The sequence below is a fragment of the Paenibacillus sp. SZ31 genome (assembly GCF_012912005.1).
Classification (GTDB): domain Bacteria; phylum Bacillota; class Bacilli; order Paenibacillales; family Paenibacillaceae; genus Paenibacillus.
Window position 1 is genome coordinate 1 of sequence record NZ_JABBEA010000029.1, and the last position, 23,658, is coordinate 23,658.

The 23,658-nt window shown below is 44.7% G+C and carries 26 protein-coding genes; 10 read left to right on the forward strand and 16 right to left on the reverse strand.

Annotated elements, in window-relative coordinates; all coding sequences use genetic code 11:
* Window positions 1-335: 335 nt before the first annotated feature.
* The 4 genes from rocF to HF638_RS28110 form a co-directional block, all read right to left on the reverse strand.
* A complete protein-coding gene (gene rocF / locus HF638_RS28095) occupies window positions 336-1,301 on the reverse strand; it encodes an arginase (RefSeq protein ID WP_211175828.1) in 966 nt (321 codons plus the stop codon).
* Between the two features lie 5 nt (window positions 1,302-1,306).
* Window positions 1,307-2,512 carry an ornithine--oxo-acid transaminase gene (locus HF638_RS28100; protein ID WP_169483183.1) on the reverse strand — a complete coding sequence of 402 codons (1,206 nt, stop codon included), beginning with the start codon at window positions 2,510-2,512 and terminating at the stop codon, window positions 1,307-1,309.
* A gap of 142 nt (window positions 2,513-2,654) precedes the next feature.
* Window positions 2,655-3,311, reverse strand: a complete 657-nt coding sequence (locus HF638_RS28105) for an ABC transporter permease subunit (RefSeq protein ID WP_169483184.1) — start codon at window positions 3,309-3,311, stop codon at window positions 2,655-2,657.
* Window positions 3,312-3,334: 23 nt separating this feature from the next.
* Window positions 3,335-4,156 (reverse strand): transporter substrate-binding domain-containing protein, encoded by an 822-nt coding sequence (locus HF638_RS28110; protein WP_169483185.1) that lies wholly within the window; start codon window positions 4,154-4,156, stop codon window positions 3,335-3,337.
* A 319-nt stretch (window positions 4,157-4,475) separates the two neighbouring features.
* Here HF638_RS28110 and HF638_RS28115 point away from each other — a divergent pair, with 319 nt between their 5' ends.
* A complete protein-coding gene (locus HF638_RS28115) occupies window positions 4,476-5,120 on the forward strand; it encodes a GntR family transcriptional regulator (protein WP_169483186.1) in 645 nt (214 codons plus the stop codon).
* A 56-nt stretch (window positions 5,121-5,176) separates the two neighbouring features.
* On the opposite strand, the gene HF638_RS28120 is transcribed toward HF638_RS28115, so the two are convergent.
* Window positions 5,177-5,911 carry a methyltransferase domain-containing protein gene (locus tag HF638_RS28120; protein WP_169483187.1) on the reverse strand — a complete coding sequence of 245 codons (735 nt, stop codon included), beginning with the start codon at window positions 5,909-5,911 and terminating at the stop codon, window positions 5,177-5,179.
* Between the two features lie 164 nt (window positions 5,912-6,075).
* Here HF638_RS28120 and HF638_RS28125 point away from each other — a divergent pair, with 164 nt between their 5' ends.
* Window positions 6,076-6,423 carry a hypothetical protein gene (locus tag HF638_RS28125; RefSeq protein WP_169483188.1) on the forward strand — a complete coding sequence of 116 codons (348 nt, stop codon included), beginning with the start codon at window positions 6,076-6,078 and terminating at the stop codon, window positions 6,421-6,423.
* A 246-nt stretch (window positions 6,424-6,669) separates the two neighbouring features.
* On the opposite strand, the gene HF638_RS28130 is transcribed toward HF638_RS28125, so the two are convergent.
* The 4 genes from HF638_RS28130 to HF638_RS28145 all read right to left on the reverse strand — a co-directional run bounded on the left by HF638_RS28130 (window position 6,670) and on the right by HF638_RS28145 (window position 8,853).
* Window positions 6,670-6,897, reverse strand: a complete 228-nt coding sequence (locus tag HF638_RS28130) for a cold-shock protein (protein WP_017691121.1) — start codon at window positions 6,895-6,897, stop codon at window positions 6,670-6,672.
* Between the two features lie 192 nt (window positions 6,898-7,089).
* Window positions 7,090-7,290: a cold-shock protein gene (locus HF638_RS28135; protein ID WP_024633772.1), complete on the reverse strand. Its 201-nt coding sequence runs from the start codon at window positions 7,288-7,290 to the stop codon at window positions 7,090-7,092.
* A 395-nt stretch (window positions 7,291-7,685) separates the two neighbouring features.
* Entirely contained in the window at window positions 7,686-7,922 is a 237-nt protein-coding gene (locus tag HF638_RS28140) for a DUF6953 family protein (RefSeq protein WP_169483189.1), read from the reverse strand.
* Window positions 7,923-8,064: 142 nt separating this feature from the next.
* The gene (locus tag HF638_RS28145) at window positions 8,065-8,853 is read right to left on the reverse strand and encodes a CPBP family intramembrane glutamic endopeptidase (RefSeq protein WP_169483190.1); all 789 of its coding nucleotides are present in this window, start codon (window positions 8,851-8,853) and stop codon (window positions 8,065-8,067) included.
* A 303-nt stretch (window positions 8,854-9,156) separates the two neighbouring features.
* On the opposite strand from HF638_RS28145, the gene HF638_RS28150 reads away from it, so the two are divergent.
* Complete coding sequence (locus HF638_RS28150) at window positions 9,157-9,828, forward strand: phosphatase PAP2 family protein (RefSeq protein WP_169483191.1); 672 nt, start codon at window positions 9,157-9,159, stop codon at window positions 9,826-9,828.
* Window positions 9,829-9,959: 131 nt separating this feature from the next.
* Here the strand turns inward: HF638_RS28150 and HF638_RS28155 are convergent, their stop codons facing one another.
* Window positions 9,960-10,739, reverse strand: coding sequence for a helix-turn-helix transcriptional regulator (locus tag HF638_RS28155; RefSeq protein ID WP_169483192.1), 780 nt, complete (start codon window positions 10,737-10,739; stop codon window positions 9,960-9,962).
* A 113-nt stretch (window positions 10,740-10,852) separates the two neighbouring features.
* Between HF638_RS28155 and pyk the strand changes: the two genes are divergently transcribed.
* The gene (pyk, locus tag HF638_RS28160) at window positions 10,853-12,268 is read left to right on the forward strand and encodes a pyruvate kinase (RefSeq protein ID WP_169483193.1); all 1,416 of its coding nucleotides are present in this window, start codon (window positions 10,853-10,855) and stop codon (window positions 12,266-12,268) included.
* Window positions 12,269-12,407: 139 nt separating this feature from the next.
* Here pyk and HF638_RS28165 read toward each other — a convergent pair whose 3' ends face one another.
* Together HF638_RS28165 and HF638_RS28170 are read right to left on the reverse strand one after the other, a co-directional pair.
* Entirely contained in the window at window positions 12,408-13,937 is a 1,530-nt protein-coding gene (locus tag HF638_RS28165) for a methyl-accepting chemotaxis protein (protein WP_169483194.1), read from the reverse strand.
* A gap of 181 nt (window positions 13,938-14,118) precedes the next feature.
* Entirely contained in the window at window positions 14,119-14,568 is a 450-nt protein-coding gene (locus tag HF638_RS28170; protein ID WP_169483195.1) for an SRPBCC family protein, read from the reverse strand.
* Between the two features lie 167 nt (window positions 14,569-14,735).
* Between HF638_RS28170 and HF638_RS28175 the strand changes: the two genes are divergently transcribed.
* A complete protein-coding gene (locus HF638_RS28175; protein WP_169483196.1) occupies window positions 14,736-15,275 on the forward strand; it encodes an SUKH-3 domain-containing protein in 540 nt (179 codons plus the stop codon).
* Window positions 15,272-16,009 (forward strand): WecB/TagA/CpsF family glycosyltransferase, encoded by a 738-nt coding sequence (locus HF638_RS28180; RefSeq protein WP_169483197.1) that lies wholly within the window; start codon window positions 15,272-15,274, stop codon window positions 16,007-16,009. Before HF638_RS28175 ends, HF638_RS28180 begins: the two co-directional genes overlap by 4 nt.
* Before the next feature lie 95 nt (window positions 16,010-16,104).
* Here the strand turns inward: HF638_RS28180 and HF638_RS28185 are convergent, their stop codons facing one another.
* Entirely contained in the window at window positions 16,105-16,638 is a 534-nt protein-coding gene (locus HF638_RS28185) for an MOSC domain-containing protein (protein ID WP_169483198.1), read from the reverse strand.
* A 268-nt stretch (window positions 16,639-16,906) separates the two neighbouring features.
* Between HF638_RS28185 and HF638_RS28190 the strand changes: the two genes are divergently transcribed.
* From HF638_RS28190 to HF638_RS28200, 3 genes are all read left to right on the forward strand, one after another.
* On the forward strand, window positions 16,907-17,263 hold the full coding sequence (locus HF638_RS28190) for a DUF1304 domain-containing protein (protein ID WP_201028122.1): 357 nt from the start codon (window positions 16,907-16,909) through the stop codon (window positions 17,261-17,263).
* A gap of 115 nt (window positions 17,264-17,378) precedes the next feature.
* Window positions 17,379-18,179, forward strand: coding sequence for a DUF4261 domain-containing protein (locus tag HF638_RS28195; RefSeq protein ID WP_169483199.1), 801 nt, complete (start codon window positions 17,379-17,381; stop codon window positions 18,177-18,179).
* 262 nt (window positions 18,180-18,441) lie between these two features.
* Window positions 18,442-18,801 carry a hypothetical protein gene (locus HF638_RS28200; protein ID WP_169483200.1) on the forward strand — a complete coding sequence of 120 codons (360 nt, stop codon included), beginning with the start codon at window positions 18,442-18,444 and terminating at the stop codon, window positions 18,799-18,801.
* A gap of 120 nt (window positions 18,802-18,921) precedes the next feature.
* On the opposite strand, the gene HF638_RS28205 is transcribed toward HF638_RS28200, so the two are convergent.
* Window positions 18,922-19,428, reverse strand: a complete 507-nt coding sequence (locus HF638_RS28205; protein WP_348982177.1) for a GNAT family N-acetyltransferase — start codon at window positions 19,426-19,428, stop codon at window positions 18,922-18,924.
* A complete protein-coding gene (locus HF638_RS28210) occupies window positions 19,425-19,952 on the reverse strand; it encodes a hypothetical protein (RefSeq protein WP_169483201.1) in 528 nt (175 codons plus the stop codon). Before HF638_RS28210 ends, HF638_RS28205 begins: the two co-directional genes overlap by 4 nt.
* A gap of 479 nt (window positions 19,953-20,431) precedes the next feature.
* On the opposite strand from HF638_RS28210, the gene HF638_RS28215 reads away from it, so the two are divergent.
* Complete coding sequence (locus HF638_RS28215; protein WP_169483202.1) at window positions 20,432-22,411, forward strand: methyl-accepting chemotaxis protein; 1,980 nt, start codon at window positions 20,432-20,434, stop codon at window positions 22,409-22,411.
* Between the two features lie 167 nt (window positions 22,412-22,578).
* On the opposite strand, the gene HF638_RS28220 is transcribed toward HF638_RS28215, so the two are convergent.
* Window positions 22,579-23,586 carry a LacI family DNA-binding transcriptional regulator gene (locus HF638_RS28220; protein WP_169483203.1) on the reverse strand — a complete coding sequence of 336 codons (1,008 nt, stop codon included), beginning with the start codon at window positions 23,584-23,586 and terminating at the stop codon, window positions 22,579-22,581.
* Between the last annotated feature and the right edge of the window lie 72 nt (window positions 23,587-23,658).

Below are 23,658 nucleotides of genomic sequence, written 5' to 3' on the forward strand. Positions count from 1 at the left end.
GCACCGTGTAAACCGTGTTTTCTTGGCCGGAATTAGAATATACCATGTACAGTTTTTGATTGCAAGTCTTTTTTTGATAAATGATAATATCCTGCTGCATCCGCACTATATGTAATCTTTCGCCCCCACTATTAATAACCTCATTATCCTTATTACGAAGCTTCTATTACTCTTATCCAATAAACTTAACCAGGGGAAGCCAAATCCCCTAAGCTTGAAGAGGACATTCATTGTGGCTAGCCCTGGTTTTTGAATATCTATTTTCTTTCCTTCTATATAAAGAGGACAATCAATCCTTGGTTTATAAATACACTCTCCGCTTCTCATCTCAACGCTCACAAAATGCGCTTACCAAGTAACGAAGCGATCAGTTCCACACCAAGCCTTGCCGTATGCCTGTTATGATCAAACAACGGATTCACTTCCACCAGTTCCATAGACGTAACTTGATTCGTGGAAGCAAGTATCTCTAATGCGTAATGCGCCTCCCGGTAATTCAAACCACCCGGTACTGGAGTACCTACGCCCGGAGCTTCACGCGGATCCAGACAATCCATGTCAAAGCTAACGTGAATACCGTCTGTCCCTTCTCCTGCTGTAGCTATTGCTTGTTCAATAACTTGCTGTATCCCCATTCGGTCAATATCATGCATCGTAAATGCTCGGATTCCCAGTCCCCTAATCTGCTCTTTCTCATACTCATCCAGATCACGTAGACCAATATAGACCAGGTTGGAGGGGTTAATAAACGCTCCTGCTCCAGCAATGTGAGACAGATTATAAGCAGTATGTCCCAAAGCTACAGCCACACTCATCCCATGCATATTACCAGATAAGCTGCGTTCTTCCGTATTCAAGTCTGCATGCGCGTCAAACCAGATCACACCCAAATTCGAATAGTGTGCAGTTAACCCGGCAAATGTACCAATCGCTACACTATGATCTCCCCCAAGCACAAGTGGGAAAGCCCCCTCCTCTACTGCGCCTGATACTTCACTACACACCTTCTGACTGACCTGACGTACCTCATTTAAATGTTTTACACGATTCCGCCCAGCAGAGATAGCAGGTTCAGAAGGACACTCTACCCGCACTTCTTTGGAAAGCACTAACCCAAGACTCGCGATCTCCCGCTTCAGTCCAGCTGTAATCAGTTCATCCGGCCCCAACTCTGCACCCCCTCTTGCTCCACCTAGCCCGAAAGGAACCTTAATGATGGCAACATTGCGCCATACAGATGTATGACTTGTATTAATAGAAGTATCTTTTATTCCACCATGGACATCATCTTCATTTTTCATATAGTTCAGCCTCCTGCATTGTTGATCAGAACCTGCTCAATTCTCTCCAGCGCCCAGTCAATCTCGGATTCTTTAATCGTCAAAGGCGGAGCAAACCGAATGGTCGTCTCATGGGTTTCTTTACATAGCAAACCAGCAGACATCAATCGCTCACAATAGGGACGTGCTGATTCATGCAGTTCAACACCAATAAATAACCCTCTACCCCGAACTTCCCGTATGGCTGAACTGCGAATATTACGAAGCCTTTTCATAAAACAGTTCCCCAAACGTTCCGATCGCTCAGCAAGCTTCTCATCTTCAAGAACTTTCAGAGACGCTATAGCCACGGCGCAGGCGAGTGGATTCCCTCCAAACGTAGAACCATGAGACCCCGGCTCAAACAAATCCAGTATATCCGCATCAGCAGCGATAGCCGAGATAGGCATAACTCCTCCCCCCAGCGCTTTGCCCATAATCCAGATGTCTGGTTCAGCACCTTCCCAATCGGAGGCAAAACGGCGACCCGTTCTTCCAAATCCGGTCTGAATCTCATCAGCTACAGTCAACACCTGCTCGCTCTTACACAATGCAAAGGCTTCAGCTAAATAGCCATCAGGTGGGATTACGATTCCAGCTTCACCCTGAATAGGCTCTACAAGAAAGCCAGCCGTATTCGGTGTAATGGCCTGCTTCAGTGCTTCAATGTCTCCATAGGGAATAATCCGAAATCCAGGTGTAAACGGTCCAAAATCTTTTTTATACTCCGCTGAAGAAGAAAAGGAAGTTACCGTTAGCGTTCTTCCATGAAAGTTACCAGAGCATACGATAATCTCGGCTTGATTCTCCGGTACACCTTTGCAACGATAAGCCCATCTGCGTACTGCCTTTATCGCCGTCTCCACCGCTTCCGCTCCTGTATTCATGGCAAGAATCTTTGATTTTCCCGTGAATTGTGAGAGTTTCTGATAAAAAAGAGAAGCGGAGCTACTGTGGAATGCCCGTGATGTCAGCGTAACCTGATCTGCCTGGTCCTTAAGCGCCTGTATGATTACAGGATGTCTATGACCATGATTCAATGCAGAGTATGCACTTAACATATCCATATAACGACGGCCTTCAGGATCTTGCACCCATACCCCTTCCGCCTGTTCAATCACAATAGGGAGCGGATGATAATTAGGTGCAGCATAACGCTCCGACCAATCAATTAACATTTTGGAATCTGACATACACGCCCAACACCTTTCCAAAATACTGTATACAAAATACAATATCAATGTATGCGATACCACCGCCATTTACGACTACATCCCACTATTTCCACAGCAGCCTACTCCCAGCTCCTCTTCGAATCAAATCCTTTATCCATATTTATCGAGAAGTAGACAGTTTACGTTCCAGCCAGGAAAGTAAATTAGCCAGTGTAAATGTGATGATAAAGTAGAGACCTGCGGCAACAAGGAGCGGAGCAAGTGGTTGGAACGTAACCCCCTGAACCGTTCTGGCCGTGTATATAATCTCGGCTATACCAATCATGGAAACAAGTGAAGAATCTTTAATGATTATAATGAATTCATTGCCGATGGCTGGAAGCATGTTACGAAAAGCCTGCGGCAGTATAATGTAGCGAAGTGTCATACCATGTGTCATACCAAGGGAGCGCGAAGCCTCCGTCTGTCCTTTATCAATCGCTTGAATCCCGGCCCTGAACACCTCCGCCATATAAGCAGAGCTATTCATCGTCAGAGCTACCACCCCCGACATAAATGCCGGCAAGTTCACACCTATAACCGTCAGACCATAATGAATAATAAGAATCTGTACGAGCATCGGTGTTCCTCGAATGAGTTCAATATACGCCGATGCCACAAATTTAATTGGCCATATTCGGGATATTCGCATTAGCGCCATGATTACACCAAGCAACGTACCAAACAATACGCCGAAAAAGGAAAGCTCAAGCGTAACCCACGCACTTCGTGCATAATCCTGCCAATGCTCTAATAGAAAGGAAAAATCTAAATTCACGGCATATCCCTCACTCGTCCGGTTTATTCGCCGAGCATCTCATTCGCTTCAACGACGAAACGTTCAATATCTCCGTTCGTTTTGAGCTTTTCCAATGTAGTGTTGATCTGATCGAGCAGCTCCTGATTACCTTTCTTCACCGCGATGGCCGAACCCCCCTCATCTTCAGCCTGTTCAATCTCTACACCCGCAACAACAAGCCCCTTTTGGTTCTTCACATACTGTTCAGCCACCGGCTTCTCCAGAATGAGTGCGTCCACGCGCCCTGTCTGCAACTCCAGGATCAGTTCAGGTATTTTAGGTAGAGAAGTGAGCTTTGCTCCCTCTATTTCCTGAGCGATCCCTTCTTGAATGGAACTCTTTTGTACGCCAACCTGCTTGCCCGATAGATCATCAATAGACTTCAATGCCACATCTTCGCCCTCTCTAACAAGTACAGCCTGCTCTGCATAATAGTAGATATCCGTAAAATCAACGTTCTTCTTTCGTTCCTCGGTAGGGGTCAATCCCGATATTACAAAATCAACCTTATCTGTACCAAGGGCCATAAGAAGGCCGTCAAAGTCCATGTCCTCAATCTTCAGCTCGGCTCCCAAATCAGCCGCAATTGCTTTGGCAATCTCGATGTCAAAACCTACAATGGTATCTTTACCATCGATTTTCTTATGAAATTCATAGGGTGCATAGTCCGCACTGGTCCCAAGTACGATTACTTTCTTTTGTGTAGAGCTACTTCCCGAAGACGAAGCAGCGTCCGATCGGGTTCCTGTCGTTTTTTCCTGCCCACAAGCAGACATGATTACAACCACTAACAACAGCATCATTGGCAAAAGCACTTTTTTCACACATCATACCCCTATTCTTTTTTTGAATGAGTAGCATAATAATTTGTATACAATATACATAAGACATTATATGGACTTATATGTAAGTAATACTAACAAACAATATAGGTTATCACAATCATTATTTAAACATTTATACGCTCTAATTCCATAAAATGTACTATATATAACACGGCACTTACATCGGCTGAAACATGAAGTTTGCTTGCCCAACTTCCCCCTCGGTGTTAAGATGATAAAAACTTGAAACTCCTGAACGGCGCGCACAGCACGGCCCCACACCCATCCAATCATCACTACATAGAAAGGAGGATTCGGTATGGAGGTACCTAAATACCGGTCCTTGAAAGATCACGTATACGATTACATTGCCCAGAAGATTCAGGACGGGACCTTGCTTCCCAACCAGAAGATCAACGAGGCCGAGATATGCAAAAAGCTGGACATTAGTCGTACTCCTACTCGGGAGGCGCTTTTCCAGTTGGCTTCAGACAATCTGCTGCAATACATCCCACGCAGGGGATTTATTGTCACTCCTTTTGATGCAGGCAAAAAACTGGAGTTCTCCCAAGCGATCGGTGTGCTGGAGGCACTTGCTGCCACACTTGCAGCAGACCATCTCAGACCATCTGAACTACTGGAGATGGAAACTCTGGTTGTCCGAATGGAAGAAGATATCAGCCAGCTTGATCTTGCTGCCTACAACAAGAACCAATATCAGTTCCATAACCTGTACATCCAGCGATGTGGTAACGCCACAGTGATTGAGATGTTAAACACATTGAAGAACAGCTTCATCCGGCAGTCCTATGTTAGTGATAATAAACCGAAGCTATCTGAGGTACTACTCGAAGTTAATGAAGAGCATCGTCAAATTTTAAGCGCTTTTCGAGCCAAGGATAAAAACCAACTGGAAGCCCTGCTCAAACACCACTGGCGGATTATCGACAACGATATGCTGTAGTACGTTCTGTCAAAACAAACCAAAGGCAACCCACGCTATTGTGAGTTGCCTTTTTCCTATCTTTCCTTTTTGACTTCCAACGGTGCCCTTGCCGCAAAAACCGCATATCCCAATTTTTTGCCGTATTTAGCGAGTAAACGGTCATTGGTAAGACTCATACGCTGCATACGCTCATCCTCAAACCAATTCATATCCATCTCCCGATGTGGATCATGATCCACGCCCCATTTTCCCATAGATCGCGATTGCTCTTTGACTTCTACCTTGGTGAAACCACTCTGTTTGAGGCGTTTTCTCCATGCTGTCACCGTTGCCAGAGTTCGTATACCGTAAAATTTCTTCAATCTGCGGCACATCAATTCGGTCTTTCTACCTGATAGAACCATCTCTCGATCCACCAAAAGTCCAGCCGGCTTCAACACTCTTCTATATTCAGCAAGTGCACTCCGCCATGGGGTGAATATCGTAACCGATTCTACGAATACCACATCAAAATGATTTTCCGGAAAAGGCAACGCTGCTACATCCGCCTGAACAAATCGAACATCCACCCGTTCTCGTCTTGCTCGCCGAACTGCCTTATCCAGCATATTGCGATGAAGATCAATCGCAGTTACCCGATACCCACTTTTAGCCAGGTAACACGCGGTCCTCCCGGTGCCACATCCTATCTCAAGAATATGACTACCCTCAGGCAGAGATAAGCCATCCAGCAACTTCATGGTTGCCAAAAACCCTCCGGGATGGGCACTTCCCTCCCCTAACCGAGCCAGCATGTCATGATAATCCACGTGACATCCCCTCCTCACTCCTCCCAGTGTATGGAGCAGATTCAAAAACGGCTCCTCCCTATTCGATTTCCCGGGTACTCGTCCATACCAATTGGTCTTCTTTTTACTATGATATACAAACCGTTGAATTCAAGCGGCAACCGCACCTAATGAGGAGGATTTGCATGTACAGAATTAATCGGGTATGTGAAGAAACGGTTTCTCCGCACGTTGGACGTTCCGTTTGTCTCGTTATGAACGACGGTAAGCATATGTATGGTACGCTTAGTCAATGTCGGGATGGCAAAGTTTATTTGAACGGGTGTTTCGAGGGACCAAGGTTGTGTTCCGTCAAATCCAAACAGCAGCTGGTAAAAAGCAGCAAGAAAAACGCTGTTGCAACAAAGAAAGTTAAATCTTCGGCCTACGGTCCATATGGTTACGGAGGATACGGTGGCGGTTACGGATATGGAGCGGGGATCGATCTGGCTCTGGTAGCCACATTGTTTCTGCTGCCATTCCTGTTCATCTAAACTCGAATCTGAGAGTGATCTAAAATTATAGTCATAACAAAGACCCTTTTTGCATATAGCGAAAAGGGTCTTTGTATTTTTCATACGATACCGATCAATTACAATGTATTTTCTGTTAAAAAATGATACAAAAAAGGCATTCGCTAAAACGAATGCCGGGAACTTCATATTTAATACCCTTACCTTCGCACAGGGTGTCTGTTTAATCTTAAAAAAAAACACCTCGTTAGAGGCGGGTAAGCTATGTTAAATCCGATTTCCTTTAGGCATCGTTTTCAGATTACTATTCGAATTCTCAAGCAATGGTAGCATCCTAGTCGTGCTAACCATCTCAGAAGCACATATCGGACAAGTAGGTACGTTATCAAACGCAAAATTGTCCCGCATCCATCCTTTGCACGTATCACTCGTACATTCCCAGATTGCCGCATCAGCTTGTGGAATCTCTTCCAACGGTTTTTTGCGATTATACATGACTTCTACCCCCTTTGTTATGGAAAAACATCTAACCGACGTTATTTCACAGAAGACACTACTTAGCGGAAGTCTTACGTCCCACTGAACTTCTGCCTCGACAACTATTGGGCCGACTTTCATACATATAACTGATCAAAAAAAAGAAGCTGCCTTTACCATTTTAACATGTTAAAGGCAGCTATGCTTTAATTACAGTTTTACAACTTCTTCTGCTTGAGGACCACGGTTTCCTTGTACAATTTTAAATTGCACGCGTTGACCTTCGTCCAGCGTTTTGAAGCCTTCGCCTGTAATAGCGCTGAAGTGTACGAATACATCTTCTCCGCCTTCAACTTCGATGAAACCGAAGCCTTTATCAGCGTTGAACCATTTTACTGTTCCGTTTTGCATGTGAATTACACCTCCAAATAAAGATTAACATGTTCCTTTGTTCTTTGCAGCAAGCAAATAAAAATTCACACATTGAAAAAGGTACCAGTCATAAACCTATAAGTGATCGCCCTTTACAATATATGAATTAGGTTTTCCACTCTCTACAACTTGTTTTTATTATAACTCCAATTCAGCCAAAAAGCAAATCTTTGTATTTTCTTTTCAAACAGCTTTGGAAATACATGTTATTAACTAGCATGGGAACAGGGTTTATCACGCTTATGTGCCCAGTCGCTCTTGTGCGGTCTTATGAAAGGATATGCAGATCTAATCCAACTTATACATTTTATATATATATTTCTGACATGCATATCCAACACAACCAAAGAATCATCTTACTACAGTTTAGCACACTATGTCCATGCCCACATAAATGCATCCCGATCCCAGGCGATCTGCCCACGATGAAGCTTCCGGAAAGCTTTCTTCACTTCCTTGGACAATGACGTATTGCCGTTTTCGTTCACAAAAACAAACTCTTCGCCAAAATGGGTCTTCACATATTCTATGGCAGCTTCCTGATGAAGTGTTCCTGTGAATTTAATCTCTTGAACCATCCATTCTGCTACTTCTAGTGCTGTCTTTTCCACAATATCACCTACTGTCTGAATCTAATGTACGGATAGGCAGACCTCGTATCATGAACATACCCTGTCTTCCCGCCAGACTGAAGTATACCATGATCCAACTGCTGACGGGAAACTGTATGATAACTACTTCCAAGCAATAACCTTAATGAACAACCGTATTTGCCTGCTCACTTTCTTTGGAAAGAATGGGGGAATTCGTTCGATGGCTCCAAACTAACCATGCGCAGTATGCGATCATTACCCCCAGTATAAACAGATCGTAGGGAAGTGTTCCTGTGTCCTCCAGGTCATTCCCGAGAAATTGAATCAGATTATGTATGAAATGAAACAAAATAAGCGGTACAATATTTCCGTTCTTCAGCATCAATAACGCCAGTGCCGCTCCCAGAAGCAGCGCATAGACCAATTGCATGATCGTATCCATCAGATTCTGACCAGACAATGCATTCAGAAGATGTGTAATTGAAAACAAGATGCTGGAGGTCATGACTGCGGCCACTGCACTTTTTCGAAGCAAGGACTTGAAAATAAGCCCCCGATAGATTGTTTCCTCAACAAACGCCACGAGCAAGGTAAAATAGATGAAAAAGACTACCCGTGACAAGCTCAGCTCCCCAAATCCTTTCAGGGCAAGTGTACCCAGTACAAGGAGTAGTGGAATATAATACTTTGCGTGGCCAGCCGGGATACTTCGCAAGGACCGGAATCCAGTCTCTCCCCACTTGCGTCTTAACGTCAAATAGATCATCAGAACAATTGCAATGGGTGTAAAGGAAATGAGTACAGGGGAAGTGTAGTCCAGTTGCTTTATCGTCGCAATGGCCCCTGCAGCAAAAACGGCTAGCAGGAGAAGTAGCTCAATAATCACGACGGTGAGCACAGGTTTACGCTCGGAAAAGGAATGTTTTGGCTTGGATTGCGGATTAATCATACATTTGCCTACCTCGTTTCATTTACTTTTTTCGTTGTCATATGAACTTATATGCCAATTAGTTGTATCACATCATCAGTATATCGAATATCCCTATTATGGATAAAACTATAAAAGTAACAAAAAAGAGACTTATCCTGACTGCTTTTCCCCTAAAATCAGGTATGGCTTATACCTTGATCTGTCCATTATAGTATTACAAGAGTTCCATGCTGAAGGGGTGCGGTGACTCTCCAACGTCATATATCTATGAAGTACACATAACGATAGTTTCACAATGCATAATGAAATCAGGGGGATACTATGAAAGCATTCTTTCAGCGCTGGGGGCATTTACTGGCTATTCTGTGCATACCGCTCCAAGGCTCCATTTACGTATTTCTAGGAAGCAACACCGGAAGTGATGTATTCTACAATTATGCTTGGATTGATACACAGATTCCTTTTCTCAAAGAATTTATTTATCCGTACATCAGCTGGATGCCCATTCTGTATCTTGGATTTCTCTATTTGGGTTTGACGAACAAGTCGCTATTCTGGCGTACGCTGATTACCTATAATGTTGGTGTCATGGCTGCCAATGTATGTTTTGCGGTGTTCCCTACCCATGTACCCCGCCCGGAGGTCGGCGGAACCGATCTGAGTAGCGTGTTAGTTCAGTTTATCTATACGAATGATGCGCCCTTCAACTGTTTCCCGAGTGTTCACGTCCTGACCAGCTACTTGCTATTTATTATCATCAACAGACACTTGAACTTTAAGCCATTAGCCCGGATCTCCTGGTCGGTATGGTTGTGGTTGATTATTGCTTCGACGGTATTTGTAAAACAGCATTCCTTGCTGGACATCGCCGGAGGCATTTTGTTTGCAGAGGCCGCGTATTGGACTGTACATGTCTTTGCCGTTCGTCTTGGGCAGGCACGAAAAAAAGGCAAGCAACCACTCACAGCTTCTAATCCAAGCAGTCATGTATAGTGGCACATATATGTAAGAGGTAGGATGATGATCCTGCCATAAAAGTAAAAGAGGGCCTAGGCCCTCTTTTTTTGTACTCATTTAATTGAACCTATTATATAGAAGAACTTATTTGGGTTGGACTACGCGTTTCATGCTATAGGTGGGCGCTCATGGAGCAGATCGGATGGTGGACTTCCCGTTATACGCTTGAATATGCGGTAAAAATAAGACAGGTCCCGGTAGCCGAGAAATTCGGCAATTTCCTGAATTGAAAGTTGTGACTCAGTGAGCAGATATATGGCTCTTTTCATCCGTTGATCATGAACATACTGGCTGATGGTCTGATTTGTCATGCTTTTGAATAATGCTGCAGCATAATTGGGCGTCTTGTTAATCTCGTCTCCGAGTTCTTCCTTCGTCACTCTCTCCCGATAATGCCGCTCAATGTATCGCTTCATCCGTTCCACATGAACATGCCTCTCCGGAGGAATAACTCCCCGATCCAGCTCCCTGTTCATATAAATCAACACTTCCATCAATAAGGCTTGGCTCATCATGACATAATAAGACGGACGCTCCTGCCATTGTTGATAAATAGCGCTCATGCGTTGATGAATCAATTCATAACAACCAGGTTTATGACGCAAAGCCTCATACCGTTCAAGTGCAGGAAGACCTTCCGTATGATCACGTTGCAGTTGAATCACAATCTGTGTGTGCGTTACCGTAGGAATACTCTTGCCGTAATACGGTACACCACCTGGAATGAGTAGCAATTCACCCTTTTCCATGATCTGTTTATCACCGTTCACCCAATATACACATTTTCCATAAGTAACCAAACTAAGCCGCCAAGTCTCTTGAGATTGCACAGCTTCTTCGTACCAACCAACACCATTAATGTGTCGTACTTCAAGTGGAGTGACCATAACACACCTCATTAGTGGACTATACTCTAATCATTGTACTATAGTTCATACCCTGTTTCGACAGAAAACGCTACAATACACATATAAGCTTAAAATATGAGGAGGAAATTAGCATGTTAAAAACAAAAATTATTTGTACCATGGGACCTGCTTGTGACTCAATCGAATTGTTGAAAGTAATGATTCAGGAAGGTATGACCGTTGCCCGTCTGAACATGGCTCATGGCGAACTGGAAGATCACGTGACACGGATCAACAATATCCGTAAAGCAGCTTCCGAACTGAACACTTATGTACCGATCATGATGGACATCAAAGGACCGGAAGTGCGTATCGGCAAACTGAAAGAAGCATCCTGCCACCTGCAAGCAGGTAAAGAACTGATTCTGACTACTGAAGAAATTCTCGGTGACGCTGAGCGTATCTCGGTAAACTATCCAGAACTGAACCTCGTTGTAAAACCTGGCGATCGCATCCTCATCGATGATGGCCTTGTGGATCTGACTGTACTGTCCGTGGAAGGATCCGATATCCATTGTAAAATCATCAGTGGCGGCATTCTGAAACCACGCAAAGGGGTTAACTTGCCAGGAATCAAAACGACACTACCAGGTGTAACTGAGCGTGACGTTATGCACATCGGATTCGGGATCGAAAACGATATCGAAATTATCGCAGCATCCTTTGTTCGTAAAGGCGACGATATCCGTGAAATCCGCAGCATTCTGAAAGAACGCGGTGTAGAGCACGTACAGATCATCTCCAAAATCGAGAATCAAGAGGGTATGACTAATCTGGACGACATCATCTTGGCTTCTGACGGTATCATGGTAGCTCGTGGAGATCTCGGAGTTGAAGTACCGATCGAAGACGTACCAATGATGCAAAAAGAAATGATCGATAAATGTAACCGCGCTGGTAAACCGGTTATCGTAGCTACACACATGCTGGAGTCCATGCAAGTGAACCCACGCCCTACTCGTTCCGAAGTTAGTGACGTGGCGAACGCTGTACTTCAAGGTGCTGACGTTGTGATGTTGTCTGGTGAATCAGCTGCTGGTAAATATCCGGTACAATCCGTGCGCACGATGGCTGCTGTTGCTCGCCGTGCTGAAACGATGATTGATTACAAAGAGCAATTCGCACAAAAATCGGCTCAACAGATCGCTGATATTACTGAAGTTATCAGTCAGGGCGCTGTAAGTTCTTCCCTCGTACTGAATGCAAAAGCAATCATCACTTCGACTGAGAGTGGATTCACAGCACGCATGATCTCCAAGTATCGTCCAAAAGCACCAATTATCGCAGTTACACAACATGAAGAAGTATTGGCGAAAATCTGCCTGCTCTCCGGTGTTATTCCGGTTATGGGCGACAAAGTAACCACTACGGATGAAATGTTCGAATCGGCTACACGTAACGCAATCAAAACAGGTTACATTGAAAAAGGTGACATCATTGTATTGTCCGCTGGTGTTCCAATCGGTCAATCCGGTAATACAAACCTGATCAAAGTTCAACAAGTTTAATTCATTAACTGAAACTGTAGCTATACATCATAGCTATCAATAGAAATACAAAAATCCACCGGGAGCAGAAATGCCCCCGGTGGATTTTTTGTCGATGATGTATGCCAATGATCGTGATGTTACAACAAACGTTTCGAGATTATAGATTCCGCGAGTAATTAACCAGATCCTGTGACATGGTGTTGATCTCATCCATTGAAGCATTTACCTGCTGTGTCAGGGCAGCCTGATTTTGCGTTAACGTAGACATATTACCGATATGCTCAAGAATCTGATCAATCAGCGTTTTCATCTTCTGCATGCTGTCTTCGATATTTACTGTGGCCTCCGAACTATGATCAGCCAGTTTACGCACTTCACCGGCAACGACGCCAAACCCCAGTCCCAGCTCTCCCGCTCGCGCCGCTTCAATTGCTGCATTCAACCCGAGCAGATTGGTCTGACTGGCTATCTCTCGTATAAACACGGTGATATTCTTCGTATCATCTGCACTGCTTTTCACTTGAATGGCTGCATCGGCAGATAATTCCTGTGCCGTCACCAAATCCTGTGCCTGATCGGTAATTGAGTTGATTCCACGTACCATCTCGCCAATGGACTCCGACAATTGTTTGGTTTTCAGATTCATGGCTTCTACGATCTGTTCCTTGTTCTTCTCATGGGTTACATCTCGAATGGTTCCAGCTACGCGGAGCGGTACTCCATCATGATCCCGAATGGTCTCCCCACCCGCGTGATACCACCGATACTCCCCGTCTTTACGTTGCAGACGATAATCCAGATCGTACGGCGTACGACCACTGTAATCATTCATATGTCTGGCAAATTCGTTGATCGTCCGATCATGGTCTTCCGGATGCAATCGGCTGCTCCAGCTGCTGAACACATTCGGGAAATCCTGCTCGTCTTTGAACCCTAATTCTCTGCGGAACTGGGGTGACCACCAAAATTCATTATTCGGGTTAACCACGTCTCCAGCCACAACCGTCATATCCCATGGAGCCTCGACCAAGGCGCGGTTAACAAGATCATATCGGGTGACGAGTGCTTCCAGCTCATCCGACTTACTCTTCTCCTCATGAATATCAAACATGATACCCAGAAGTTTGACCGGAACGCCAGCCTGATTTCGGACGACTTGTCCAAGACATCGGAACCAGCGGACTTCTCCACTTTTTGTAATCATACGACTGATTATGTTATACGCATTCGTTGCTCCAGCGTCATTCACATGTTTCATAATCTCCTGCACCAGTTGAGGTCTGTCATCCGGATATATGGATTTGGCCCAGCTTGCAAACGTATTGGGATAATCCTTGGCATTATGGAAGCCTAACATTTGGCGGAATTCATTCGAAAATGCAATGATATTATTGTTATCCAGCGGATCACCGGCAACAATTTCAGATTCCCATAATCCCACATTCATCGCCTGATTCAGCATTCTAAGACGCATCTCCACGGCTTCGTTTTGTGCTTTCATCATATGTACTGCTTTTTTGATGTTACTGGCTATTTCATCGTTATCCTGAAATTCAATGCCATCTTCGACCCATGTACCATAGTCGCCCTTTTCTGCGTTTGCAACCAGTTTACGACTATACTCCAGTAGTTTTTGATGCGCATCTATACGAAGTTGTTTGGTAGATTCAGTGCTTTTACGAAACATATCCATTTCTCCTCTTAGGTCATATGATATATATTTCGACATCATTAGACATTAAATGTAGAGCTATAGTCTTAATTTGTATAAAGAAAATGAACCAGCGCTGAATTAGCACTGGTTCATGTGTTATATAGATTTTTTTATGATTATAATCCATCATTGATGACTGCCTCTTACCAGCTAACTACCAGCCAAAATTCAGCGATTTCCCCGTCTCCACCCAAGTTTTGATGCTGCTCAAAATCATCCACCAACTGCTCTGTGCATTGGCAAAGGAAGGATGGTTATCTGTAAATTGATCATTGATCAGCGTCAGCTTCGTACACTCCCCTACAGTCTCCAATTGGAAGGCCACTCTGGATTGAAGCTCCGCATGATTCGCATGGTATGACGGCCCGGGATGCTCTTGATAGCTGAGTCTGGACAACGGTTCGAATTCTAATATATCCCCATACACATGGACAGTCTCCGCACCATCATTGCCTGGCCCTACATAAGCAAACGGCTGACCTGGCTGAAAATTCGTACGAAGTTCACTGCCGAAAAAGCTGTTCCGTGTACCATCTGGTGAAATGAGGGCATTCCACACATCTTCCAGCCCTGCATTGATATAAAACTCATATTTGAGTTCCATGGACTCACTCCCTTTATGTATTGGATATGCGATCTGCCAACCTCGCACTCCTATCCTATCGTTATACCCCAAAGGTCGTATTGTAAAAACGCGCCATCAGGTTATATAGTCCTTTTCCAGAAGATCAGATATACTAAACTGGAATGAAATAACAGGAGTTGTTCAATATGACTGGAACGTCACAATCCTCATTGTTACCTTATCAACAAATGATTCAGTTGCTGCAGAAGGCGGGCTGGTATGAGAAGCGATGCGTTGACATCTCGGCATACATAGAACAGTGCTCTACATCCGCTGATTTATTTCCGGCTGCCCGATCGTTTCTTGAGGAGTTTTGGGGAATAGATGAACTTATATATTTTAAATACTATAGCCATACATCCGGGGAAGTGCCTGCTGAAAGCCCTTGGCATGAATATGAATTTCATTTTATTCCGGATGCTGCAGAGACACTGCGTTGTTCCACAGAGATGCATTCGATCTTGAAATACGCTAATGAAGATTGTTATTGTCTAGGATTAACCGGATACTACTATTCCGCAGTCACAGCCATTGGCCGTTCAGGCAAACTGTATCTGTTACACGATTATGATCCAAACGTACATGCATTCGATAATCTGATTGACAGTATGATACATGAACTTCACACGCATAAGCTTGTCCCCCATTCACTCATGGGACGGAATCAGAAAGGAAATGAGACATGAGCCAATCAACAAATATTATGGGTATTCCTTTTCCCAATGTCACGATGAATCAAACCGTTGCGATCCTTGATAAAGTCGTAGATCAGGAAAGCACTGAACTGTTCCATGTCATCACAGGCAATCCCGAGATCGTCATGTCCTGTCAAAAGAGTGCCTCTCTTCGCCAAGTCGTCGATCAAGCCGGGTTGGTTACCGCTGACGGTGCTGGCATTGTGATGGTATCCCGTTTGCGGGGCGGACAATTGACTGAACGGGTAACCGGTTGTGATCTGCTATTTCGTTTATTGGAGGAAGGAGATCGAAAACACTGGTCATTCTACATGCTGGGAGCAGAGGAGAGTGTCAGTGAACAGGCCGTGAAAGTTATTGCGCAACGTTATCCGGGAGTTGTCGTCAAAGGCAGACACCATGGTTTTTTCCAGGCAGATGAGGAACAACAGATTGTAGAAGAGATTTGTACTGCTCAACCGGACTTTCTTATCGTAGCTCTTGGCGCCCCCCATGCAGAACACTGGATTAACACGTATCGTCACCAGTTGAGCGCTCGTGTAGCCATGGGAGTAGGGGGTAGTCTCGATATTCTGGCGGGGAAAACCAAACGTGCTCCTGCGATGTGGCAGAAGCTTAACCTGGAATGGCTCTATCGCCTTCTCAGTCAACCTTCGAGATGGCGCAGGCAACTCATTTTACCCCGTTTTGCTGTGCGGGCATTGTTGTTCAGAGAGCCTAAATAAAGTGAAATCAGCAGCACACCAGAGTAGTATATACACTCTAAACAACCGAATGGCGAGCGCTATGGGCTGATGATTTAAAAGACCTGTCCTGAAAATCAGGACAGGCGAATGACTTCAATGGTATCCCCCGTATGGATTACACCTTCCCGTTCAACCGAGCAGACGATTCCACGTTTTTTGCGAGCGGCTGGCACGAACTTTTTGCGTAAACCGTCCTGTTCGTAGAATTGCTCAATCATTTTCCCCGGATGCACACAAGGAAGATTCTCTCCTTCGCATATTAACCCCGTACCGTTCGGAAATAGAAGCCGCGTTCCAGCAGGTAATTCAGTCAATCGATCAATGCCACGGATCAGCATATTGGCACCCAGCCACTCTGGACGCACTTCAGGAATGTTCATTTTCTCAGCAATAAGAGCACATTCTTCCTCAGACACAATACTGATCTGGCGGCGATTCACAATCGGTGTGCCACGCTTGTAGACCTTCTGACGGGAGTCCGCCGGACGGAGCAAACCATAGTGACGGTCACCCGGAATTCCCGCAAGCTCGATGTCGATAAAAGGGATAACTCGTGTCACAAATGTGGATGGATCATCAGCCAACAAGACGAATTGAACAGTTCCCATAGTAATCGCCTCTCTTTCCTTAGCAATATTGCTTCTTTATTGTTCATTATTACCCAATGAATGGATTTTCGACAATCGGCGTATGCTTACCTTTATATCCATTTTTTTTATTTTCAACATCATAACGCACTTGGAAAATGATAAATCATTTAAATAATACACAATTAAATTGTTACAAATTAATTTTACTCTTTCCGTTCTCGTCGCAAACATCTATACTAAGATAGACAAGTAAATAAATTACATATCAGAAAGTAAGGTGTTTCCTTTGATTAGTATCATTTTTGTAGCTCTTGTAGCTGTCGAACACATCTATATCATGGTGATGGAGATGTTTATGTGGACTCGTCCACGCACAATGAAAACCTTTAATCTCACGCCGGAATTCGCCAAATCCACCAAATCTCTCGCGGCCAATCAAGGTCTTTACAATGGATTTCTTGCGGCAGGTCTGATCTGGGGACTCGTATATCCGGATGCTGCCGTCGGACAGCATATTCAGATTTTCTTCCTGGCGTGTGTGATTATCGCGGCTCTCTATGGAGGGGCTACTTCTTCACGTTCCATCATTATTAAGCAAGGATTACCTGCGATCATTGCATTGTTGCTAGTTCTGTTCCTGTAATTTCTGTCGAATGGTGCATTGCATCGATTCATGTTAACTCCTTTATGGTAAGGTAGTGAATAGATAGCAGTGTACAATGACCAGAATCGTTCTGGAATTGAAAGGAGAACATGTCATGGGATTGTTTGACAAGCTTCGGCGGCGCAAAAAGGAGAAGGTACCTGCAGGTGGTGCTGTCGAATCGACGAATTACAATGAAACCATCGTGGGTTTTGTCCTGCTGGAGCGTGACGATTGTGATTTTGACCTCTTCATCAGGAACATGAAGAACGAATGGGATGTCGAGATTGAAGAACGCCCGGAGGAGGGCAATCTCTTTTTTGAAGTGAATGGGATGCAGGTGGTATGTGCTCACATTGCCGCCCCTGTGCCTGACCGTGAAGTTGAGGAGAATGCCAAACTTAACATCCTTTGGCGAGAAGCGGAGCAAGTTACCTCACGGCACCAGTCTCAGATTATTGTCTCTGTTCTGAACGCAACAAATGCTATTGAGGGACATGTTCTGTTCACTCAGACAGCGAGTGCCTTATTACAGTTGGATCACGCGCTGGCAATATACATGGCCCCGCTTGTTGTCGAAGCAAGTCAATATGTCGAGACCAGCCGCGGAATCAAGCATGATGAGTTACCCGTCTCGCTCTGGATTTTCATCGGATTATATCAGAATGTCGAAGGAGCTTCAGGTTACACTTACGGACTACGTAACTTTGGCAAAGAAGAGATGGAGATTATGCAATCGTCGGAGTCCTTAAGCGATGTATTTGAGATGATGTTCATGACCACAACGTATGTGGTTGAAAACGACGTCACGCTGCATGACGGGGAAACACTTGGTTTCTCGGCAGAACAAAAGCTGAGCATTTCCCTTTCCAAAGGTGTAGCGACGGAAGGTAACAGTTTGAAGATTGGATTCTAGCTTACGTAGTTATCTTAACTTTATCGTGTCACCTTTGTAGAAGCCGTCTGGAGTTCATACTCGGGGCGGCTTTTTAGCTATTCAACTTCCTTCCAATTGACGATATGGAAGGAATCCCTGAATTTAACTTCACTAGGAAGAAGTAGTTCATAAGAACCACTTGATTAGGATTTAAGTTTTCATTCGTGCTATAAAAAGGTATAATTAATAGGCTTATAGTCTCATATCATACATATCATTTTATTATCGAGGAGTTGCCTACATGTCTGTTAGACGTTTGGATTCAACTAAATCTATTATTGAAATTACTTGGGAAGGTATTGTCTCCCCTGAACATGTCGAACAAGCGAATACAGAGATCCAGAGATTAGCGGAGCAATTGGGAAATTCGTTTGATGTGCTAGTCGATATGCGAAGCATGAAGGCATTCCCTCAGGATACAAAAGAAAAAATTGTAGAGCATCAGAAATTACTGACAACGTGGGGTATGAAGCGAGCCAGTGTAGCCGTAGGCGGTGCAATCGCCAAAATGCAATTGAATCGGATTTCCAAAGAATCGGCTCATCAGACTGAATTCCAATGGGAAACGTATGATGAGGCTTTGGCATTTTTGTTGAAATAAAACGAGATAGTACAGCGTAAGTTTAAATATAATATTGTATGTGCTATACGTGGCAAAAGAAAGAGGCGATTCCCATGAGGGAGCGCCTTTTTCTTATTCAGTAGAAAGATCGCAGACCATTTAAGATTCCAGACTACTTACACGTACCATCGTTACCGATGTACCACAGAAGCCTTCCTCCACGAACCCTAACCGCCTATATAAGCGAATCGCTTCGTTATCCGGGTCTACACTGAGCGAGACTGCTTCAATTCCCCGCCGTTTGGCTTCATCCAGTGCAGTCTGAAGCAGTAAGGTGCCTACGCCTTTTCCACGTGCATCTTCAATTACAGCCATCCCCATCTCTGGCGTAGCTGCATTCACATAACCGTAACCCGCATTCTGATCCGTATAGAATCGTAATGTTATTGAACCTGATTTCTTACCATGCTGGTCTACCGCAACATAACCGAAATCCCCTTCTCTTCCCCAGCCTTCAACATATTTGGATAGCTCAGGAGTATGTACACTTTCGAGTTGGATAGGTTCATCACCTTCTCGTGTGTGCAGGGATGCATATAACATCTCCCACAGAAAGGGGATATCCTGTTCCTCAATCGGGCGTACATAATAGTTGGTCTTGGTCACGTTTGCTCCTCCTTCAGTTTTTCAAAAAGGCGCTCCATCTCATTTATATTGAGCTCATTAGTAATTTCGTAATCTTGAGATCGGTCTCGTGTCTTGTACCCACTATAGATTGAAACGGCATGCTCATTATAGAATGTTAATCCGAATCCATCGGTAAATCGACCTTCCTTATTAATGGTAAGTCGCCATTCATAGTAATATGGACTCCTTTCGGAAACGTCGAATTCCCGTACTCTTTTAAGTTCAACATCCTTCAATAGCTCCAGCATATCTCTAATCTCTGTGGGATCTGTAATCGTCACTTCATCTTCTTCATTATACGGATCTGCACTTGAAATTTTCCTAATTGTCAGTCGATCCAATCTATCCAGCATACTCATATGATCTGTAACCTCTGCTCTAAACGTCGTATGTTTGCTGGGGATATACATAGTATATTGACCCGAGGTATACATACGCACTGCAAAAGCTACAACAACAATAATCGTGGCGATACCCATAATGATTTTAATATTTTTAATCATACCTCTCTCCTCCACACACTACAAAACATATATAAAATGGTAATTAATGATACTTCTTAGTATATCATCTCAATCTTTCTGTTCCAATCTCATTTCCAGTTCCTTACCTTCTATTTCGATAACGTTTTTGTCTAAACTATAATTATTGATAATGCTTGAACGGCAACACAAAGTACATATATACAGTTATAGAAGAACTTCATTTTATAAATACGCTTTCAATGTTGGTGGACAAAATATAATTCTATACTCGCTAACTAACTTGTTCGATTAGCTAAAATTTGAACTAAAAATGACGATATACTTCATAAGCTCCATTCATTCTTACACATCCATGACATCCCGAAGCTATACTCCGCTTGTTTCAACACATGAGCATGATCAACAAATTAGCTTGGAACATCATACTCGCCACGCACGATAATATGTTATTTGAAGAAGTATAGGCATGTAATTGTAAAACGCTAGGGGGAATTGGAATGAAGCTCAAACCGAAATTAATGATTATGTTTCTGGCCGCTGTGTTGATTACTGCACTGCCACTGGCCTCCCTTGGCTTGGTTCAAACCGAAAAACAAGCCACACGTAATGTTGACTCCAAATTAAATGGCTTAATGGCCTCTTCGGCAAATCAGTTGGACGGCTGGATCAGTAGCAATGCCAAAGTCATCGAAACGTTGGGTTTTGTCATCCAGGAAGGCGTGCCTGAAGGAGAACTCACGGAAGAATACTTTAACATTATGAAGCTGGGCAGTAACCAAGAGAGTCTGTCGGATCTGTATTACGGTTCAGAGCAGGACGGCAGCTTCATGAATGGTTCAGACTGGACTCCCGATGCAGATTATGACCCAAGACAGCGTCCATGGTACCAAGAAGCGAAGCAAGCCAATCAGTTGACATACTCTGATCCTTATCTGGATATGATGTCGGAGCAATATGCGGTATCGATTGCCATGCCGGTTCAAAATAAAGAAGGCACAATGCAAGGAGTTGTCGCAGGCGACTTGTTGCTCTCTACACTTACCGATACCGTGGGGAAAATAAACCTGGATGGGTTGGGCTATAGCTTTTTAATCGATAAAAATGGGCTGCTTTTGGCTCACCCTGACGATAAACTCGTGAATACCTCAGCCGCTGATAATACGGAGTTAAACCCGCTGCTGGCAGACATGCAGGCGAATCCGTCAGGTCAGAAGCCCTTCCAATACAATGATGAGAAATATCTGTTGTTCTATCATCAGATTCCAAGCACTGGCTGGGCTGTAGGCTCCATCATCTCCGAGAAGCTGGCCTACGCTGAGTATTATGAATTGCGCAACAACTACATTCTGATTATCGGTATTACGTTGCTTGTTGTGCTGGCAGGTGCCTATTGGATCGCAACACTCTTCATCAAGCCGCTGAAAAGTCTGCATGGAACGTCCCGCCAGATGTCGAGTGGTGATTTTACAGGACGGGTTCAGATCAAAGGCAAAGATGAGTTCGCTGAGCTCGGCATGGCATTCAATCAGATGTCAGATCAGCTTAGCACGCTGTTCAGACAAGTAACGGCCTCTGCTGATCGCGTACAAAGTATCTCGGGTGAGATGCAGGAGCATACGGACAACACCAAGCGCATCGCGGAGCAGATCTCCATTGCCACCGATGAACTCGCTCAAGGCTCCAGTACACAGGCTGAATCCGTGTATGATGGCTCAAGCCGTCTGTCGGAGATGAGCAATAGTGTGGGCGGTATTAATCGCAGTGTAGAACAGTCCGTAACGATGATGCGTGAGGCAGGAGAAGCCATGTTGGTTGGACTACAGGCGGTGGATCACCAGGTCGAACTTTCGGATGGCAACCGCCAATCGATTGACCGTGTAGGTGAATCGATCTCCCTACTCGCAGATAAGTCACAGAAGATTGAAAGCATCGTCAGCATGATTCAAGGTATCGCCTCCCAGACCAACCTGCTTGCCCTGAACGCTTCCATTGAAGCGGCCAGAGCGGGTGAACATGGACGTGGGTTCGCAGTGGTTGCCGAGGAAGTACGCAAACTGGCTGAACAATCTGCAGGCTCTGCTCAGGACATCATCGTATTGTTGAATGAAATTCAGGCAGCTAGCCGCCAAAGTGTGAGTGAAGTCGATTCTGCTGAACATGGTATTGAGCAGCAGGTGGCTGCGGTGCATGAGATGCGCAACTCGTTTATGCGAATCAAGCAATCCATTGAAGGCATCGACAATCAGCTGCTACAGGTATCATCCGCAACAACTGAACTGGATAACAGCTCTGGCAAGATTGCTGAAGTGATCTCCAGTGTAGCGGCCATGTCGGAACAGAGCGCCGCTTCCACAGAAGAGGTTGCTTCTTCTACGCAGGAACAGTTCAATTACATTACAAGTATCTCGGAACGCTCCAATGAACTGGCTCAACAAGCCAATACGCTTGCTGAAGAAGTGAAAAAGTTCAAGATTTAAATCAACAAGCAGCGTTCTCCCATTGGAAGAACGCTGCTTGTTTGTTACGTTGTTATATTACATATTCAAAATGAGAGATGAAACGGCACCCGTATCCGAATAAAAGATATGACTCAATTAAGCTTGGCCTCACGGCTGGTTAGCGTATGCTGGAAACCTCATTATTTTCAGCCCAATACACGGCCTGCTGAATCTCGGATAACCAGCTCAGGCTTCAGCACAATCTTCTGTGGTTCTTTACGCTCATCCTTCAACTCTTCAATCAACAGATCTACAGCGCGATGTCCCAGATCTTCAATCGGCTGAGCAACGGTCGTAAGTGGTGGACTGGTTACCGATGCCAGAATGGTATTATCGAACCCGATAATCGACACATCCTCTGGCACGCGTAGACCCAGCTCTTTGGCTGCCTGAAGTGCACCAATGGCCTGAATGTCGTTACAGCAGAATAAGCCTGTGGGATGATCGATCTCACCGAGCAGCAGTAGCGCCTCTTTTTTGGCCGAGCTCAGATCAGCTGCCGATTCTCGGATCTGATTTGGTTCCAGCGTATAGCCAGCCTTAATCAGTGCCTCACGGAATCCACGTACACGTTCCTGACTGCTGCTGACTTTGGACGGTTCAGACAGCACCGCTACACGGGTGTGGCCAAGTTCAAGTAGATGTTCCGCTGCGAGTCTTCCACCGAGAATGTCATCAATGGTGACTGTATGCACCGACAGTGAGGGCATATGGCGAGCAATCAAGGCCACAGGTATGGACTGCTGCAAGAGGGGTGACAAAATTTCTGCATTATCGATCCCGGTTCCGATCATCATGCCATCGACCCTTTTTTGCTGGAGCAGATTCAGGTAACGCTCTACCCGCTCGTCCTTATTATCCGTACTGCAGATGACTACGCTGTAGCCCAATTGACGGCTTCGATCCTCGACCGCTCTGGCGAGTTCTGCAAAATATGGGTTGGATATGTCAGGTACAAGCAGTCCCAATGTATACGTCTGCTTACCTGTAAGTGCAGCTGCGATCGCGCTGGGTTGATAATGGAGGCGTTCCATGATCTCCATAATCTCGGCGCGCCGCTTTTCACTGATCTTGCCTTTGCCATTAATGACCTGCGAGACGGTTGCAATGGATACACCCGCCTCGCGTGCGATATCGTATATGGTTGCTTTCATTGTTGTTCCCCATTTGTGCTATATATAAGTTTCGTTATACATAGATAATTGTTCTCTTCTCATTATGCAGGG